The sequence below is a fragment of the Erwinia persicina genome, from assembly GCF_014838825.1.
GTDB lineage: Bacteria > Pseudomonadota > Gammaproteobacteria > Enterobacterales > Enterobacteriaceae > Erwinia > Erwinia persicina_A.
On sequence record NZ_JACYMO010000002.1, the window covers coordinates 365,301 to 379,945 of the forward strand.

At 58.0% G+C, this 14,645-nt stretch carries 15 protein-coding genes and 1 riboswitch; of the genes, 6 read left to right on the forward strand and 9 right to left on the reverse strand.

What is annotated here, in order from left to right; all coding sequences use genetic code 11:
- Window positions 1-21: 21 nt before the first annotated feature.
- Window positions 22-1,461, reverse strand: coding sequence for an ATP-dependent RNA helicase RhlE (rhlE, locus tag IFU29_RS07705; RefSeq protein WP_191933406.1), 1,440 nt, complete (start codon window positions 1,459-1,461; stop codon window positions 22-24).
- Window positions 1,462-1,732: 271 nt separating this feature from the next.
- Here rhlE and IFU29_RS07710 point away from each other — a divergent pair, with 271 nt between their 5' ends.
- A complete protein-coding gene (locus tag IFU29_RS07710; RefSeq protein WP_191933407.1) occupies window positions 1,733-2,872 on the forward strand; it encodes an MFS transporter in 1,140 nt (379 codons plus the stop codon).
- 33 nt (window positions 2,873-2,905) lie between these two features.
- On the opposite strand, the gene IFU29_RS07715 is transcribed toward IFU29_RS07710, so the two are convergent.
- Window positions 2,906-3,295, reverse strand: a complete 390-nt coding sequence (locus IFU29_RS07715) for a YbhQ family protein (RefSeq protein WP_191933408.1) — start codon at window positions 3,293-3,295, stop codon at window positions 2,906-2,908.
- Between the two features lie 182 nt (window positions 3,296-3,477).
- On the opposite strand from IFU29_RS07715, the gene IFU29_RS07720 reads away from it, so the two are divergent.
- Genes IFU29_RS07720 through IFU29_RS07730 form a run of 3 tightly spaced genes read left to right on the forward strand, consistent with a single transcriptional unit; the run spans window position 3,478 to window position 6,430 of the window.
- Window positions 3,478-4,239, forward strand: a complete 762-nt coding sequence (locus IFU29_RS07720) for an endonuclease/exonuclease/phosphatase family protein (protein WP_191933409.1) — start codon at window positions 3,478-3,480, stop codon at window positions 4,237-4,239.
- Window positions 4,236-5,480, forward strand: a complete 1,245-nt coding sequence (clsB, locus tag IFU29_RS07725; RefSeq protein ID WP_191933410.1) for a cardiolipin synthase ClsB — start codon at window positions 4,236-4,238, stop codon at window positions 5,478-5,480. The genes IFU29_RS07720 and clsB overlap by 4 nt, the downstream gene beginning before the upstream one ends.
- Window positions 5,480-6,430 carry a lysylphosphatidylglycerol synthase domain-containing protein gene (locus IFU29_RS07730; protein ID WP_191933411.1) on the forward strand — a complete coding sequence of 317 codons (951 nt, stop codon included), beginning with the start codon at window positions 5,480-5,482 and terminating at the stop codon, window positions 6,428-6,430. Before clsB ends, IFU29_RS07730 begins: the two co-directional genes overlap by 1 nt.
- Before the next feature lie 75 nt (window positions 6,431-6,505).
- On the opposite strand, the gene IFU29_RS07735 is transcribed toward IFU29_RS07730, so the two are convergent.
- Window positions 6,506-7,216, reverse strand: a complete 711-nt coding sequence (locus IFU29_RS07735) for a Bax inhibitor-1/YccA family protein (protein WP_062746483.1) — start codon at window positions 7,214-7,216, stop codon at window positions 6,506-6,508.
- 246 nt (window positions 7,217-7,462) lie between these two features.
- Here IFU29_RS07735 and IFU29_RS07740 point away from each other — a divergent pair, with 246 nt between their 5' ends.
- The gene (locus tag IFU29_RS07740; RefSeq protein WP_191933412.1) at window positions 7,463-9,409 is read left to right on the forward strand and encodes a methyl-accepting chemotaxis protein; all 1,947 of its coding nucleotides are present in this window, start codon (window positions 7,463-7,465) and stop codon (window positions 9,407-9,409) included.
- A gap of 113 nt (window positions 9,410-9,522) precedes the next feature.
- Here IFU29_RS07740 and IFU29_RS07745 read toward each other — a convergent pair whose 3' ends face one another.
- The 6 genes from IFU29_RS07745 to moaA form a co-directional block, all read right to left on the reverse strand.
- Entirely contained in the window at window positions 9,523-10,611 is a 1,089-nt protein-coding gene (locus tag IFU29_RS07745; RefSeq protein WP_191933413.1) for a DUF1615 domain-containing protein, read from the reverse strand.
- A gap of 35 nt (window positions 10,612-10,646) precedes the next feature.
- Window positions 10,647-11,105 (reverse strand): molybdopterin synthase catalytic subunit MoaE, encoded by a 459-nt coding sequence (moaE, locus tag IFU29_RS07750; protein ID WP_191933414.1) that lies wholly within the window; start codon window positions 11,103-11,105, stop codon window positions 10,647-10,649.
- A gap of 1 nt (window position 11,106) precedes the next feature.
- Complete coding sequence (moaD, locus tag IFU29_RS07755) at window positions 11,107-11,352, reverse strand: molybdopterin synthase sulfur carrier subunit (RefSeq protein WP_191933415.1); 246 nt, start codon at window positions 11,350-11,352, stop codon at window positions 11,107-11,109.
- Window positions 11,345-11,830: a cyclic pyranopterin monophosphate synthase MoaC gene (gene moaC, locus IFU29_RS07760; protein ID WP_191933416.1), complete on the reverse strand. Its 486-nt coding sequence runs from the start codon at window positions 11,828-11,830 to the stop codon at window positions 11,345-11,347. The genes moaD and moaC overlap by 8 nt, the downstream gene beginning before the upstream one ends.
- Window positions 11,831-12,346 (reverse strand): molybdenum cofactor biosynthesis protein B, encoded by a 516-nt coding sequence (gene moaB / locus IFU29_RS07765; protein ID WP_191933417.1) that lies wholly within the window; start codon window positions 12,344-12,346, stop codon window positions 11,831-11,833.
- A gap of 14 nt (window positions 12,347-12,360) precedes the next feature.
- The gene (gene moaA, locus IFU29_RS07770) at window positions 12,361-13,347 is read right to left on the reverse strand and encodes a GTP 3',8-cyclase MoaA (RefSeq protein WP_191933418.1); all 987 of its coding nucleotides are present in this window, start codon (window positions 13,345-13,347) and stop codon (window positions 12,361-12,363) included.
- Window positions 13,338-13,473, reverse strand: a riboswitch (molybdenum cofactor riboswitch). Its footprint overlaps the gene before it by 10 nt.
- Before the next feature lie 165 nt (window positions 13,474-13,638).
- Between moaA and IFU29_RS07775 the strand changes: the two genes are divergently transcribed.
- Window positions 13,639-14,547 carry a gluconeogenesis factor YvcK family protein gene (locus IFU29_RS07775; protein ID WP_191933419.1) on the forward strand — a complete coding sequence of 303 codons (909 nt, stop codon included), beginning with the start codon at window positions 13,639-13,641 and terminating at the stop codon, window positions 14,545-14,547.
- Window positions 14,548-14,645: the final 98 nt, after the last annotated feature.

Genomic DNA, 14,645 nt, shown 5'->3' on the forward strand with positions numbered 1-14,645 from the left:
CGGGCGCCTCCCCCCGATTAATTAGCCGTTGTTACTTGGGGTAGAACGGCGCGGACGGGTTTTGTTGACGCGCGGTGCGCCAGCGTTGCCGCCCTCAGGACGGGCACCGCGTGCGGCACCGGTGCTGCTGCCGTTGGCATTACCCTGACGACGTTCGCCGCCGTTGCCGCCACCGCCATTACCGCTACGGTTGCCGCTGGCGCTGCGATCGCCGCCGCTGTTGCTACGCTGCCCCGGCGCGCCGCGACCGCGTCCACCGCCGCCACCGGCCCCGCCACGCTGCTGCTGGCGACCGTTAACGATCGGTTCTGCTTTGATGCTCGGGTCGGGCTCATAGCCTTCAATCGCCATACGTGGGATTTCACGCTTCAGCACGCGCTCGATATCACGCAGCAGCTTCAGTTCATCGACGCAGACCAGCGACAGTGCTTCACCGACGGCCGCCGCACGACCGGTACGACCGATACGGTGAACGTAGTCTTCCGGTACGTTTGGCAGCTCATAGTTGACCACGTGCGGCAGTTCTTCAATGTCGATACCACGGGCAGCGATATCGGTCGCCACCAGCACGCGGATTTTGCCTTCTTTAAAGTCGCTCAGTGCGCGGGTACGTGCGCCCTGGCTCTTATTACCGTGGATCGCTGCGGCAGTAATGCCGTCTTTATTCAGCTGCTCGGCCAGATGGTTAGCGCCGTGTTTAGTGCGGGTAAACACCAGCACCTGCTGCCAGTTATCACGACCAATCAGGAAGGATAACAGCTCGCGCTTACGCTTTTTATCAACCATATGCACATGCTGCGTTACCTGCTCAGAAGCGGTATTGCGGCGGGCCACGGAGACCTGCTCCGGGTTGTGCAGCAGTTTTTCCGCCAGAGTTTTAATCTCATCAGAGAAGGTGGCGGAAAACAGCAGGTTCTGACGCTTTGCAGGCAGTTTTGCCAGCACGCGACGGATATCGTGTATAAAGCCCATATCAAGCATGCGGTCTGCTTCATCGAGGACCAGGATTTCAACCTGTGACAGGTCGAGCGCATTCTGATGCTCAAGGTCCAGCAGGCGACCCGGGGTCGCGACCAGCACGTCCACACCGCCGCGCAGCTTCATCATCTGCGGGTTGATGCTGACGCCACCGAAGACCACCAGCGAACGCATATCCAGATACTTACTGTATTCCTGCACGTTTTCGCCCACCTGAGCCGCCAGTTCGCGGGTCGGGGTCAAAATCAGTGCGCGCACCGGGCGACGGCCCTTAGGGTGCGGGTTGTGGCTGCTTAACAGCTGCAGCAGTGGCAGGGTAAACCCTGCCGTTTTACCGGTACCGGTCTGGGCGCTGGCCATCAGGTCGCGGCCTGCCAGTACTACCGGAATGGCCTGACGCTGGATTGGCGTCGGCTCGTTGTAGCCCTGTTCTGCAACAGCGCGCAAAATATCGGCATTAAGGCCGAGAGAATCAAATGACATAAAGTTGACTGACTCCGGATCCGCCCTGACCGCATAGCGGTGTAGTTTCCAGGGGGAGAGTTGACGCCAGGATTACGCCTGACGCTTGAATGAGAGCACAAACCACGGTGCGGAAGCTCGGGATTATAACAGATCCGCCAGCAACACAGGGAGTTATTCTTGTCGGGTTATCCGAAAATGCGCTACAGGCTGTAACAGCACACAAACGATCACTTGCCGATCTGCACAACATATTAACGTAGAGAAACATTTTGTCATAAAAGGATCGTTTATGAGGCTGTTACTTCCCCTGCTCGCCCTGCTGCTGCTGGGACTGAACCTGCGGCCGGTGCTGGCCCTGCCTGGCCCGCTGCTCGATGCCATTCAGCAGGATACACCGTTAACCAGCAGTGCGGCCGGGTTACTCAGTATGCTGCCGGTGATGGCCATGGGGCTGTGTGCGCTGGCGGGCAGCTATTTACAGCGCTGGCCGGGAACCTTTCGCGGCGTGCTGCTGGGGGCGTTAATTATTGCCGCTGCCTGCGCGCTGCGCGGCATCTGGTGGCAGCCTGCAGGACTGATCGCCACCGCCCTGCTGGCGGGCATCGGTATTGCACTGGTGCAGGCCCTGCTACCCGGCTGGATAAAGCAGCATTACCCACAGCACAGCAGTCGCCTGATGGGGCTGTACACCACCGCGATCATGGGTGGGGCCGCACTGGCAGCAGCAAGTGCGGCCCCGCTGGCGCAGGCGATAAGCTGGCAGGGCACCCTCGCCCTCTGGGGACTGCCCGCGCTAATCGCAGCGGTGATATGGTATCGCGGCGGACAGGCAAGTGCGCTGCCTCAGGCCCCGACGGCCCCGGCCCCGCTCCACCGGCGTGCCTGGCTACTGATGTTTTACTTCGGCATTGGCACAGGAGCCTATACGCTGGTGCTGGCCTGGCTGCCGCCTTTTTTCGTGCAGCAGGGCTGGTCCCCCCAGGCCAGCGGCTATCTGCTGGCCGGACTGACGCTGACCGAGGTCGTCGCCGGGCTGCTGGTAGCGGCGCTGATCCCACGCTTTCACGACCGTCGCCGACTGCTGCTGCCGGTTCTCGGGCTGCTGCTCTCCGGGCTGATTTGCCTGATGCTGGCCCCTTCCACTCTGGCGCTGCTGGCGATACTCCTGCTGGGGCTGGGCATCGGCGCGCTGTTCCCTCTTTCGCTGATTGTGACGCTGGATCACGCGGCAACCCCGCAGCAGGCGGGAAAACTGATGGGTTTTGTCCAGGGCGGGGGCTATATGATTGCCAGCCTGATGCCGCTGCTGGCAGGCGTGATCCGCCAGATACTGGGCGATTTACAGCAGGCGTTTAGCGTGATGGCGGCAGGTGTGGTGGTCTTGCTGATCATGACGCTGTGGCTGAAACCGCAGGGAGAGGGAGAATAAACGAACGGGCCACCGAAGTGGCCCGTTGAAGGTTTAGCGTGGACGCTGGCTTGGCTGCGTCCGCTCTTTGACCAACAGTGACACCAGCGCAGGACCCGCCAGCATCACGACACCCGCCACGCACAGCAGCAGGTTGTTATGGATAACCCGTGACAGCACCAGCAGCACCAGCATCGCGGCACCAAAATAGTATGTGGTGGTCACGTCTTCCAGGAAATCGCCAATACGCCGCAGGCGCGGCATGCGCTGGGTCAGTAACATCGCGGCAAATACGCTGGCATACATCGCCAGTAAAATCATGCTGACCTGCAGCAGGGCCTGATGTTTCCACCCCCACACCAGCGCGGCGATCAGCAGCAGGTGCAGTGCGATATGTACGCAGGTTTGTCCAGTGACAATCTGAATACGATTAGACCATTTCATGCTTTTCTCCCGGCATCCTCAACAGAGGTTGCCCAAGCGGGTTACTGACACCGGCCAGTAACAACTTTCCTCAGACTAACGTAGTTTTCGGAATATGCTGCAAATTAACGCATATCTCGCCACACTTTTGTGACAAAGACTACACTTTATCCTTCATTAATTCTGAAGGTAGTTTCATTAGTATGTCACAAAAAACGCAAGGATTTTCATTTAAAGTCCTGACGATAAACACACATATGGGTTTCAACGCCTTTAATCGCCGCTTTATTCTGCCCGAACTGCGCGATGCGGTGCGGGCGACCGGCGCGGATATCGTGCTGTTGCAGGAGGTGATGGGCAGCCACGCGCTGCACGAACTGAAGGTGGAAAACTGGCCTGAAACCCCCCATTACGAATTTCTGGCAGATACCATGTGGGAAGATTTTGCCTACGGGCGCAACGCGGTCTACCCGGAAGGGCACCACGGTAACGCCGTGCTGTCACGCCTGCCGATCGTTGACTATCACAACCGGGATATCTCGGTTGAAGGAACGGAAAAACGCGGGATTTTACACTGTCAGATACAGGTGCCAGACTCTACAGTCATACTGCATATTTTCTGCGTGCATCTTGGCCTGCGCGAAGCCCATCGCCAGCAGCAGCTGAAAAAAATGTGCCAGTTGGTTAACGCGCTGCCGAAAGATGCCCCCGTGGTGATTGCAGGTGATTTTAACGACTGGCGACAAAAAGCCAATGCGGTCCTCAAGCGTGAAGCCGGGATGGAAGAGGTGTTCAGCCGCAAAAATGGCCGCCCGGCGCGCACCTTCCCGGCCCGTTTCCCGCTGCTGCGCCTTGACCGTATCTATGTCCGTAACGCGGGGATCAGTCATCCGCAAACCATTCCGTTACGGCCCTGGTCACACCTGTCTGACCATGCCCCCCTTGCCGTGGAGATCCACTTATGAATATGGAATGGCGTGAAGGCAACCACATCAAACTGCTGGAAAATGGCGAAGAATTTTTCCCACGGGTGTTCGGCGCAATCCGCCGTGCAGAGCACAGCCTGCTGCTGGAAACCTTTATCCTGTTTAATGATGAGGTCGGCAAGGCGCTCCATGCGGAGCTGCTGGCGGCCGCAGAGCGCGGGGTAAAAATCGAGATGATGGTGGACGGCTACGGTTCACCGGACCTGCCGGACGACTTTGTTCACAGCCTGACGACGCGGGGCGTACGGTTTATTTATTACGACCCACGCCCGCCGCTGATGGGGATGCGCACCAACCTCTTCCGCCGTCTGCATCGCAAAATTGTGGTCATCGACGGCGTGATTGCCTTCGTCGGCGGGATCAACTACTCCGCCGAGCATAATGCCAGCTATGGCCCGGAGGCCAAGCAGGACTATGCGGTGGAGGTGAAGGGCCCCATCGTCGATGACCTCGCACAATACGTGCAGCAGCAGATGGGCAGTGAGCAAAAACTGCGTCACTGGTGGGATCATCGTTCACACCGTCCGGCGCGAAATACCAAGCCGGGCGATGCGCAGGCGCTGCTGGTCTGGCGCGATAACGATCAACACCGTGACGATATCGAACAGCACTACATCGAAATGCTGAAAAGTGCGAAACGGGACGTGATCATCGCCAACGCCTACTTCTTCCCCGGCTACCGCCTGCTGCGCGAGATGCGCCAGGCTGCGCGCCGGGGGGTCCGCGTGCGGCTTATTGTGCAGGGTAAACCGGATATGCCCATTGTAAAGGTGGGCGCGGAGCTGCTGTACAACTACCTGGTCGAAGGCGGAGTGGAGGTCTATGAATACTGTCGTCGCCCCCTGCATGCCAAAATTGCGGTACAGGATGCGCAATGGTCGACCGTTGGATCCAGCAACCTTGATCCCCTCAGCCTGTCGCTCAATCTGGAGGCCAACCTGATCATCCACGACCGTAATTTCAACCAGCAGGTACGCGACAACCTTGAGGGCCTGCTGGCTTCGGACTGCCAGCGGGTGCTGGAAAGCCAGCTTCCAAAGCGGAACTGGTGGCAGTTAAGCAAAAATATTGTGGTGTTCCATTTCCTGCGTCACTTCCCGGCCATCGCCGGGTGGCTGCCTGCGCACACGCCGAGGCTCACCCAGGTGCCGACCCCGGTCCAGCCGGAAATGGAAACCCAGGATCGTATTGAAACCGAAAACGGTGAGGCAAAATCCTGATGGCCAACTCTTCTCTGCTGTGGAAACGCACCCGCAAAGTCCTGACCGGGCTGTTCTTCCTCGCCGTTATCGTGCTGCTGGTGGTCTATGCCCGCCAGGTAAACTGGGGCGACGTATGGGACGTGGTGATCAATTACAACCGCGTAGCCATTTTTGGATCGGTGGCGCTGGTGGTCATCAGCTACCTGACCTATGGCCTGTATGATCTGATTGGCCGCGCTTACTGCGGGCATAAGCTGGAAAAGCGCCAGGTGATGCTGGTGTCGTTTATCTGCTACGCCTTTAATTTGACGCTCAGTACCTGGGTGGGCGGCGTGGCGATGCGCTACCGCCTCTACTCCCGGCTGGGGCTGGAGGGCAGTACCATCACCCGCATCTTTTCACTGAGTATTGCCACCAACTGGCTGGGATATGTGCTGGTCGCCGGCGTGGTCTTCAGCGCAGGCATGGTCAGCGTGCCCGGTGGCTGGTTTATCGGCGCAGGCACCCTGCGCATTACGGGCATCGCCCTGCTGGCTTTTGTTGTGGTCTATCTGGCGCTGTGTGCATTTTCCCGACGCCGTCACTGGACCGTTAAAGGGCAAAAACTCGCCCTGCCGTCGCTGCGTATGGCGCTGATCCAGTTTGCGGTATCCAGTGCTAACTGGCTGGTGATGGGGGCCATCATCTGGCTGCTGCTGATGCAGAAAGTCGACTTCCCTCAGGTGCTGGGCGTGCTGCTGATCAGCAGTATTGCGGGCGTGATTATTCATATCCCTGCCGGGATTGGCGTACTGGAAGCAGTGTTCCTTGCGCTGTTACAGGGGGAGCCCATTTCACACGGGGCGATCATTGCGGCACTACTGGCCTACCGGGTGCTCTATTTTATTGCTCCCCTCCTGCTGGCACTGGTGCTGTATCTGTGGCTGGAAAGCCGGGCGAAGTCACTACGGGCAAAAAATCTGGCATAAAAAAAGGGCGACCTGAAAAAAGGTCGCCCGTTGCAGCGCTGATGCAGGGGAGACCGTTTCCGGTCCCCCACCACGTTAACGGCGGTTGCCGAAAATACGCAGCAGCATCAGGAACAGGTTAATGAAGTCAAGGTACAGCGTCAGCGCACCCATAATGGAGAAGCGACGCAGATTTTCTTTGTCCTCAACGTCAATCCCCTCACCGATGTTTTTCAGCTTCTGGGTGTCATAGGCCGTCAGACCCACAAATACCACCACTCCGATATAGGTCACCGCCCACATCAGCGCGGTGCTCTTCAGCCAGATATTGACCAGCGAGGCCAGTACAATCCCAATCAGTGCCATAAACAGCATGCTGCCCATGCCGCTCAGGTCACGTTTGGTGGTGTAACCCCACAGGCTCATCGCCCCGAACATGCCGCCGGTCACCAGGAAGGTGCTGGCAATAGACGAGTAGGTGTAAACCAGGAAAATACTGGCCATCGTCAGCCCGGTCAGCGCCGAATAGAGCATAAACAACCCGGTGGCCACGGCCCCGCTGAGCTTATGCACCATCCCAGACAGGACGAAAACCAGCCCCAGCTGCACAATAATCAGACCAAAGAAGGTGATGCGATTGGCAAAGACCAGTTCCATCACCTGCGGCGTATTGGCCGCAAACCAGGAAACAAAGGCCGTCAGCAGCAAACCACAGGTCATCCAGCCGTAAACCTGCGCCATGTAAACAGACAGGCCGGTGCTGGCACGCTGTACGATTGAATCACTTGGACGTGGATATCGGTCCATGATGCTCCCCTTGAAAGGTGAATGAAAAAAACGGTTATATCTTTGCAAGTCTGGCACAGACTGCCCTGCCAGCGCCAGCCTGATGCGTCCCTCTTTTTCACATGTTGCATGCCCATTGAGGATGCAAAGAAATAAATCCAGGGCGGATAAAGATTGTGCATTTGTTGCCGATAGATCGTTCACAGGGAAGATTTTGTTACAGGAAGTCACAAAACGATCACATTATTGTTTATCGGGGGAAGTCAGATGCAAAGTCAGTCGGTTCCAAAAAAGAAAATGAGTACCCGTACGCTGATGCTGCTGACCGGGGTGCTGACTATCACCCTCGGTTTCAGTATAACCATCGGCCTGCTCAGCTGGCAGTCGAGCCAGCAGCAGAGGAAGCTGGCGGAAGATTATCTCGGGCAGATTGCCCAGAGCCAGGCACTGGCTGTGCAGAATGAACTGGATTATGCGCGCACCGTGGCCACCTCGATGGGGCAAAGCCTGGTGGCCCTGCGCGCTTCCGGCATTACTGACCGTGCCGCCGCCGAGCAGCAGATGATCTACTCCCTGAAACTGAACCCTGACTACCTGTCTATGTCCGTGGTCTTTGAGCCGGATGCCTTTGACGGCCGTGATGCCGAGTTCGCCAGCCAGCCGGGTTCACCGCCTGCGGGACGCTTTGCCCGCTTTGTTGACCGTGATCAGGCGGGTAATTACAAAGCCCACTTCATGGGCTCTTTCCTGACGCCGGGCCAGGGGGATTACTACCTGGTGCCGCGCAAACTTGAACGTGACACGCTGGCCGAACCCTACAGCTATGCCTATAACGGTGTCCCTACCCTGCTGACCTCCGTCTCTGCGGTGATTATCGATGATGGAAAGCTTAAAGCAGTGACCACCTCCGATATCTCACTGGCCTCGTTGCAACAGCGCGTCAGTAAAATCAAACCCTGGGAAGGCAGCGGCTACGCGATGCTGATTTCCACCGGCGGGAAAGTCGTCTCCAGCCCGGTGAAAGAGGATGCCGGTAAGCAGTACAAAGGCGAGACCGACGGCTTCAGCAGCAAAATGATCCAGCGCTTTGATCCGGTACTGGGGGAAGAGGTATTGCAAACCTGGCGTCCGATCACCATCGGCAACAGCCAGACTTCCTGGTATCTCAGCGTTGTAGCCCCGGTGGATCTGGTGATGGCCGCCGCTAACCGTCAGCTGATGTATGCGCTGATCATGATGGTCGTCAGCATCATCGTCGTCTGCGGGGTACTCGGCCTGATCTTCAGCCGTAAAGTGGCCAAGCCGATTGGCGGTGAACCGCGGCAGGCTGCTGATATCGCGCTGGCCGTAGCCGAAGGCGACCTGAGCGCCAGTATCCCGGTGAAGCAGAATGACCAGCAGAGTATTTTCTTTGCCATGCACACCATGCAGCATCAGTTGCGCAATATGGTCGGTGAAATTATCTCGGCCAGCGATTCGGTACGTCAGGGTGCAGAAGAGATTGCCAGCGGCAACCTTGATCTGGCCTCCCGCACTGAACAACAGGCGGCCGCGCTGGAAGAGACCGCAGCCAGTATGGAACAGCTGACGGCCACGGTTAAACACAACGCCGATAACGCCCATCAGGCGACGGCGCTGACCGAAAATGCTACCGATATTGCCCAGCGCGGTGAACATCTGGTGTCGCAGGTGGTGCAGATCATGCAGCAGATTGATGAAAGCTCGCAGAAGATCGGCGCTATCACCAGCATCATTAACAGCATTGCCTTCCAGACCAATATTCTGGCCCTGAACGCCGCCGTAGAAGCCGCCCGCGCCGGAGAGCAGGGGCGCGGGTTTGCCGTGGTTGCAGCAGAAGTGCGCAATCTGGCCCAGCGCAGCGCCGATGCAGTAAAAGACATTTCGGCGTTGATCAGTGAATCCACCCAGCGTGTCGATCACGGGGTGACGCTGGTACAGAGCGCCGGGAAGACGATGCAGGAGATGACGCAGGCGGTTAACTCGGTGAAAACCATTATCGGAGAGATTGTTCACGCTTCGGATGAGCAGTCACAGGGTATTGGTCAGGTCACCGTGGCGGTAAACCAGATGGATGGTGCAACCCAGCAAAACTCCGCGCTGGTACAGCAGATGTCTGCCGCCGCCGCGTCGCTGGAAGACCAGGCGAAGACCCTGGCGCAGACGGTGCAGATTTTCAAACTGCAAACGATATAAACCGGAGTGTTGATCAGGGCTGCCCCGACAGAAGGTCAGCCCCACATCCAGACAACAGGCCAGCCCCCTGGCTGGCCTGTTTCCGTACAGCCGGGCATATCCACTCTGCCCTTTTAGTGACGCTGCAGGCAACGCTGATAGCGGCTGTTCACGCGTTGGGCAAACCACGCGGTGGTCAGGTTACGCGTAATCTTCGGACTTTCCAGCTTGATCCCCGGCAGCACTTCTCGCGGCAGCTTTTTCCCGGCATCTTTATCGGCCAGGGCAAAAACAGACTGCCACAGATCGGTTTTCTCGAAGTCGATACTCTCCCCTTTTTCCAGCGCGCGGCGGATCGCCCGGTCGCTGTAATCCAGCTGCCCGATGGTACGCACCGCCTTTTCAGTCGAACCTGCGCTGTCCGATCCGTAGTTAATCAGGTCACCGTCCAGCGCCAGCTTAATGCCGCTCAGGCGCGAAACGGCCGCCTGAAATGCCGCATTGCGGCTGGCATACCATCCGGCATTGAAGTCAGCAAAACGGTACAGCGGTGAGGGATAGTGTGTCGGGTAGCCGAGCAGATGTCGGGTGCCAAACCACAGGCCGCCCCGGCGGGAAAACACTTCACGCCGCAGGGATCCGTCTACCTCGTACGGGTAGCCTTTGGCATTAGCCTCGGCAAACGCGATGCTGACCTGCATCGGCCCGCCGGTATGGATCGGATTCAGGTTGCCAAACAGTTTCTGACCCATCGGTACCATATCAATGAAGTCATCAAATACTGCACTCAACTCTTTCTCACTTTTGACGTGATCCAGCCGGTACGCATAGCTCTTGCCGTCCGGCGAGTTGATCAGCAGCGCGGTGCGCACCAGAAACGACGGGATATGCAGCTGCGCGGCGCGGCGGTCAATTTCGGCCCAGGCTATCCTGGGCAGGCCCGGCACCGTGGCGTCTGCGCTGAAGTTAGACTCCTGCGCGGTCACCGCAATCACCGCACACAGATTGCTGGCATCAGGGGGGATCGCCTGGCTGTTAAAAGCGACGTAGATATCACGCGACCAGCCCTCGCGGTCGCTGACGTCCGGAGGCAGCAGGCGGGATATCTGTGCTTTGACATCGGCTGGTCGTGCGGTGGCGGCCGTCTCTGAGGTTTTATTGCTGCAGCCCGCCAGCACCAGCAGCGCCAGCGGCAGAAGAGCCGGTCTGAAGAAAAAGCGCATGTCGCTCCTTAAGCCTGCAAATAATGAAAGGGGCTTTATTTCCAGCGATCCGCGGCCTGACGATCGCTGTCGCGCGAGTCAACCCAGCGGTCGCCTTCGGGTGTCGCTTCCTGTTTCCAGAACGGCGCACGCGTTTTTAGCTGATCCATAATAAACTCCGCCGCGCTGAATGCGGCACCGCGGTGTGCACCGCTGATGCCGACCAGGACGATTTCGTCGCCGGGGAACAGCTCACCAATACGGTGAACCACCGTCACGCGCTGCACTGGCCAGCGCTGCCGCGCTTCTTCAACAATTTCCGCCAGCGCTTTTTCGGTCATGCCGGGATAGTGTTCCAGCCTCAGCGCGCGGACGTTATCGCCCAGATTGTGATTGCGCACTTTACCGGTAAAGGTCACCACCGCACCGTCAAGATCAGACGCGGACAGCCATTGATACTCGTCGCTCATGCTGAAGGGCGCACAGCCCACGCGAATACGGGTCTGCTCGTCCATATCAGCCTCCCGTGACCGGCGGGAAGAAGGCCACTTCATCCCCGGCCTGCAGCGGATGTTGCAGGGATACCAGCGTCTGATTAACCGCGGCGAGCAGCTTGCCGGACGCCAGCGCCAGCGCCCAGCGATCGCCCTGCTGCGCCAGATGGTTGCGCAGCGCTTCAACATCAGGATAGTTCGCAGGTATTGCCAGATGATCGGTGCCAACCAGCTCACGCACCTGCGCAAAAAACAGCACATTAATCATGAGGTACCGCCTGAAAATCGCCGGATTTCCCGCCGCTTTTACTCAGCAGGCGGCACTGTTCGATGGTGATATCTTTCTGCACGGCTTTGCACATATCGTAGATGGTCAGCGCAGCCACCGAGGCAGCCGTCAGCGCTTCCATCTCCACGCCGGTTTTCCCGGTCAGACGGCAGAGCGACACGATCCGCACACGCTGGTGTTCGGGCTCGGCACTCAGTGACACTTCCACCTTACTCAGCATCAGCGGATGGCACAGCGGGATCAGCTCCCAGGTACGTTTAGCGGCCTGGATACCGGCGATCCGTGCGGTGGCAAATACATCCCCTTTGTGATGGCTGCCGTCGATAATCATCTGCAGCGTGTCAGGGTGCATCACCACAAAAGCCTCTGCCCGTGCTTCACGCACGGTGTCCTGTTTGGCAGAAACATCCACCATATGCGCCTCTCCGGCAGCATTAATATGCGTTAATTTAGACATTTAAAATTTCTTCACGTGCGAGACAAAATGACAGGGGCGGGTACGGGCATCCAGCTGGTCCTGGATGATGCGCTCCCAGGCCAGCTGGCAGCCCCCGGTGGATCCCGGCATGGCAAAAATCAGCGTTTCATTGGCCAGGCCCGCCACCGCGCGGGACTGCAGGGTAGACGTGCCGATATCTTCATAGGAGATCATGCGGAACAGTTCGCCAAACCCTTCGATTTCGCGGTCAAACAGCGGCAGCAGCGCTTCCGGGGTACAGTTTTTTTCGTTAAAGCCGGTGCCCCCATTAATCAGCACCACCTGCACGTCACTGCTGGCTATCCAGCGGGACACCACAGCACGGATGCGGTAGCGGTTATCGGCGACAATGGCCCGATCCACCACGTGGTGCCCCGCTTCCGTCAGCGCTTCGCGCAGGTAGTCACCGGAGCTGTCAGTTTCAGCGGTATGGCGATCGGAGACGGTTAACACCGCCACGTTAAGAGGGAGAAAATCCGTTGTACTTTTGCCCATAAAAACTCCTTAGCTTAACCGCCGATAAATGAAAGGTTTTGGGTAATGCCGGTATTCCCCTGATGCAGAAAGTGCGTCTCTTTTTTGCTCGTCAGGCTGCCGGCAATCCGCGCCTGCAGCTCCGCCTGCTGGCTGTCATCGGCCAACAGATCGCGCAGCGGCACGCCGCCGTCGCCAAACAGACAGAGATGAAGATGACCGGTGGCGGAGACACGGAGGCGGTTACAGCTGGCGCAAAAGTCTTTTTCATAGGGCATGATCAGGCCAATTTCACCCTGATAATCGGTATGACGAAAGACCTGCGCCGGGCCGTCGCTACGCGCACGCTGCTGTTGCACCCAGCCCTGACGCAGAAGCTGGTCGCGGATCACCTGGCCGGAGACATGGTGCTGGCGAAACAGCGCGCCGCCATCGCCCGTTTCCATCAGCTCAATAAAGCGCAGCTGAACAGGACGGTCGCGCACCCAGGCAAGAAAGGTATCAAGGCTGTGGTGATTAACATCCCGCATCAGCACGGTATTGACTTTCACCTGACTGAAACCGGCATCAAAAGCCGCATCGATACCACGCATCACTTCGTCAAATTTATTCTGCCCGGTGATGGCATGAAACTGCCGCGCGTCAAGGCTGTCCACACTGACGTTCAGCGCCGTCAGGCCAGCGGCCCGCCACTTGCCGATATCCCGCTGCAGGCGGTAACCATTGGTGGTGAGGGCAATCTGACGAATCGAGGGGTTATCACGCACGGCCGCGATGATATCGGTGAAGTCACGACGCATTGAGGGTTCGCCGCCGGTGAGACGCACTTTTTCCGTCCCCGCCGCTGCAAAAGCACGGGTGACGCGACGGATCTCATCCAGCGAAAGGAAGGTTTTATTCTGCGCACCCTGGGGTTTGTAGCCGTCGGGCAGGCAGTATGTGCAGCGGAAATTGCACACGTCAGTAATCGACAGACGCAGGTAATAGAACCTGCGCGCGAAGTTATCAGTAAATTGTGGCACCTGTGACACCTTTCCAGATAGGGAGATGCAGTCATTTCTTTCTGCACCCTGGCAACCCGGAGGTTGCGGCCAGGACACCATATCCCAAAGGACCCAGGTGTCAGGGCTTAAGTGTGACTTACCGGACATCGGCAAATCGTGATGGGCAAATGTTAGCGCTATTATTCCGTCGTTACCAGTAAGGTTTTTCGCTATATATTATGATATATAACGTATTTTCCCGGCCTTTTCCCGCAGGAATAGCGTAAAATAAACGGCATAAACAGTGGCCGAACATAACAAATGGATATTATGCGAAATCGCACCTTAGCTGACCTCGACCGCGTGGTGGCATTAGGGGGTGGGCACGGCCTGGGCCGTGTGATGTCTGCCCTCTCGCCTCTGGGTTCCCGTCTGACCGGGATTGTCACTACCACTGATAATGGTGGCTCCACCGGGCGTATCCGCCGTTCAGAAGGGGGTATCGCCTGGGGCGATATGCGCAACTGTCTGAACCAGCTGATTGCGGAACCCAGCGTGGCGTCAGCCATGTTTGAGTACCGCTTTGCCGGCAATGGCGAACTGGCCGGGCACAATCTGGGCAATCTGATGCTGAAAGCGCTCGATCACCTCAGCGTCCGTCCTTTTGAGGCGATCAATCTGATCCGTAATCTGCTGAAGGTAGATGCGTTTCTGATCCCAATGTCCGAGCAGCCGGTCGACCTGGTGGCGCTGGATAACGAAGGCCATCTGGTGTACGGCGAAACTGAAATTGACCAGCTGACGCAGCCACCGCAGGAGCTGATGCTGTCCCCCAAGGTCAGCGCCACGCGCGAAGCGGTCGAGGCGATTGGTGAAGCAGACCTGATCCTGATTGGGCCAGGCAGTTTTTATACCAGCCTGATGCCGGTTCTGCTGCTGCCCGAGATTGCCCAGGCCATGCGCCGGACGCCGGCCACCATGGTGTTTATTGGTAATCTGGGCAAAGAACTCAGCCCGGCGGCAGCCAGACTGACGGTCCCCGATAAGCTGGCCATGATGGAGAGAGCGATAGGTAAACGGGTGATTGATGCGCTGGTGCTGGGGCCGAAAGTGGACAGCAGCCAGATTGACGGACGGCTGATTATTCAGGAGCCGCTGGAGGCCGGAGATATTCCTTACCGCCACGACCGCCAGCTACTGCGTCTGGCGCTGGAGCACGCCGTGCAGGCCATGGTGTGACCGGCTGCCAGCCGTTATGCTGCGGCCTGGGTGAGCGATAAAAGAGTTACCCCCGACAAAAGGAACGGGGGCAAACAGGCGGGGCCGATCGTTTGTCC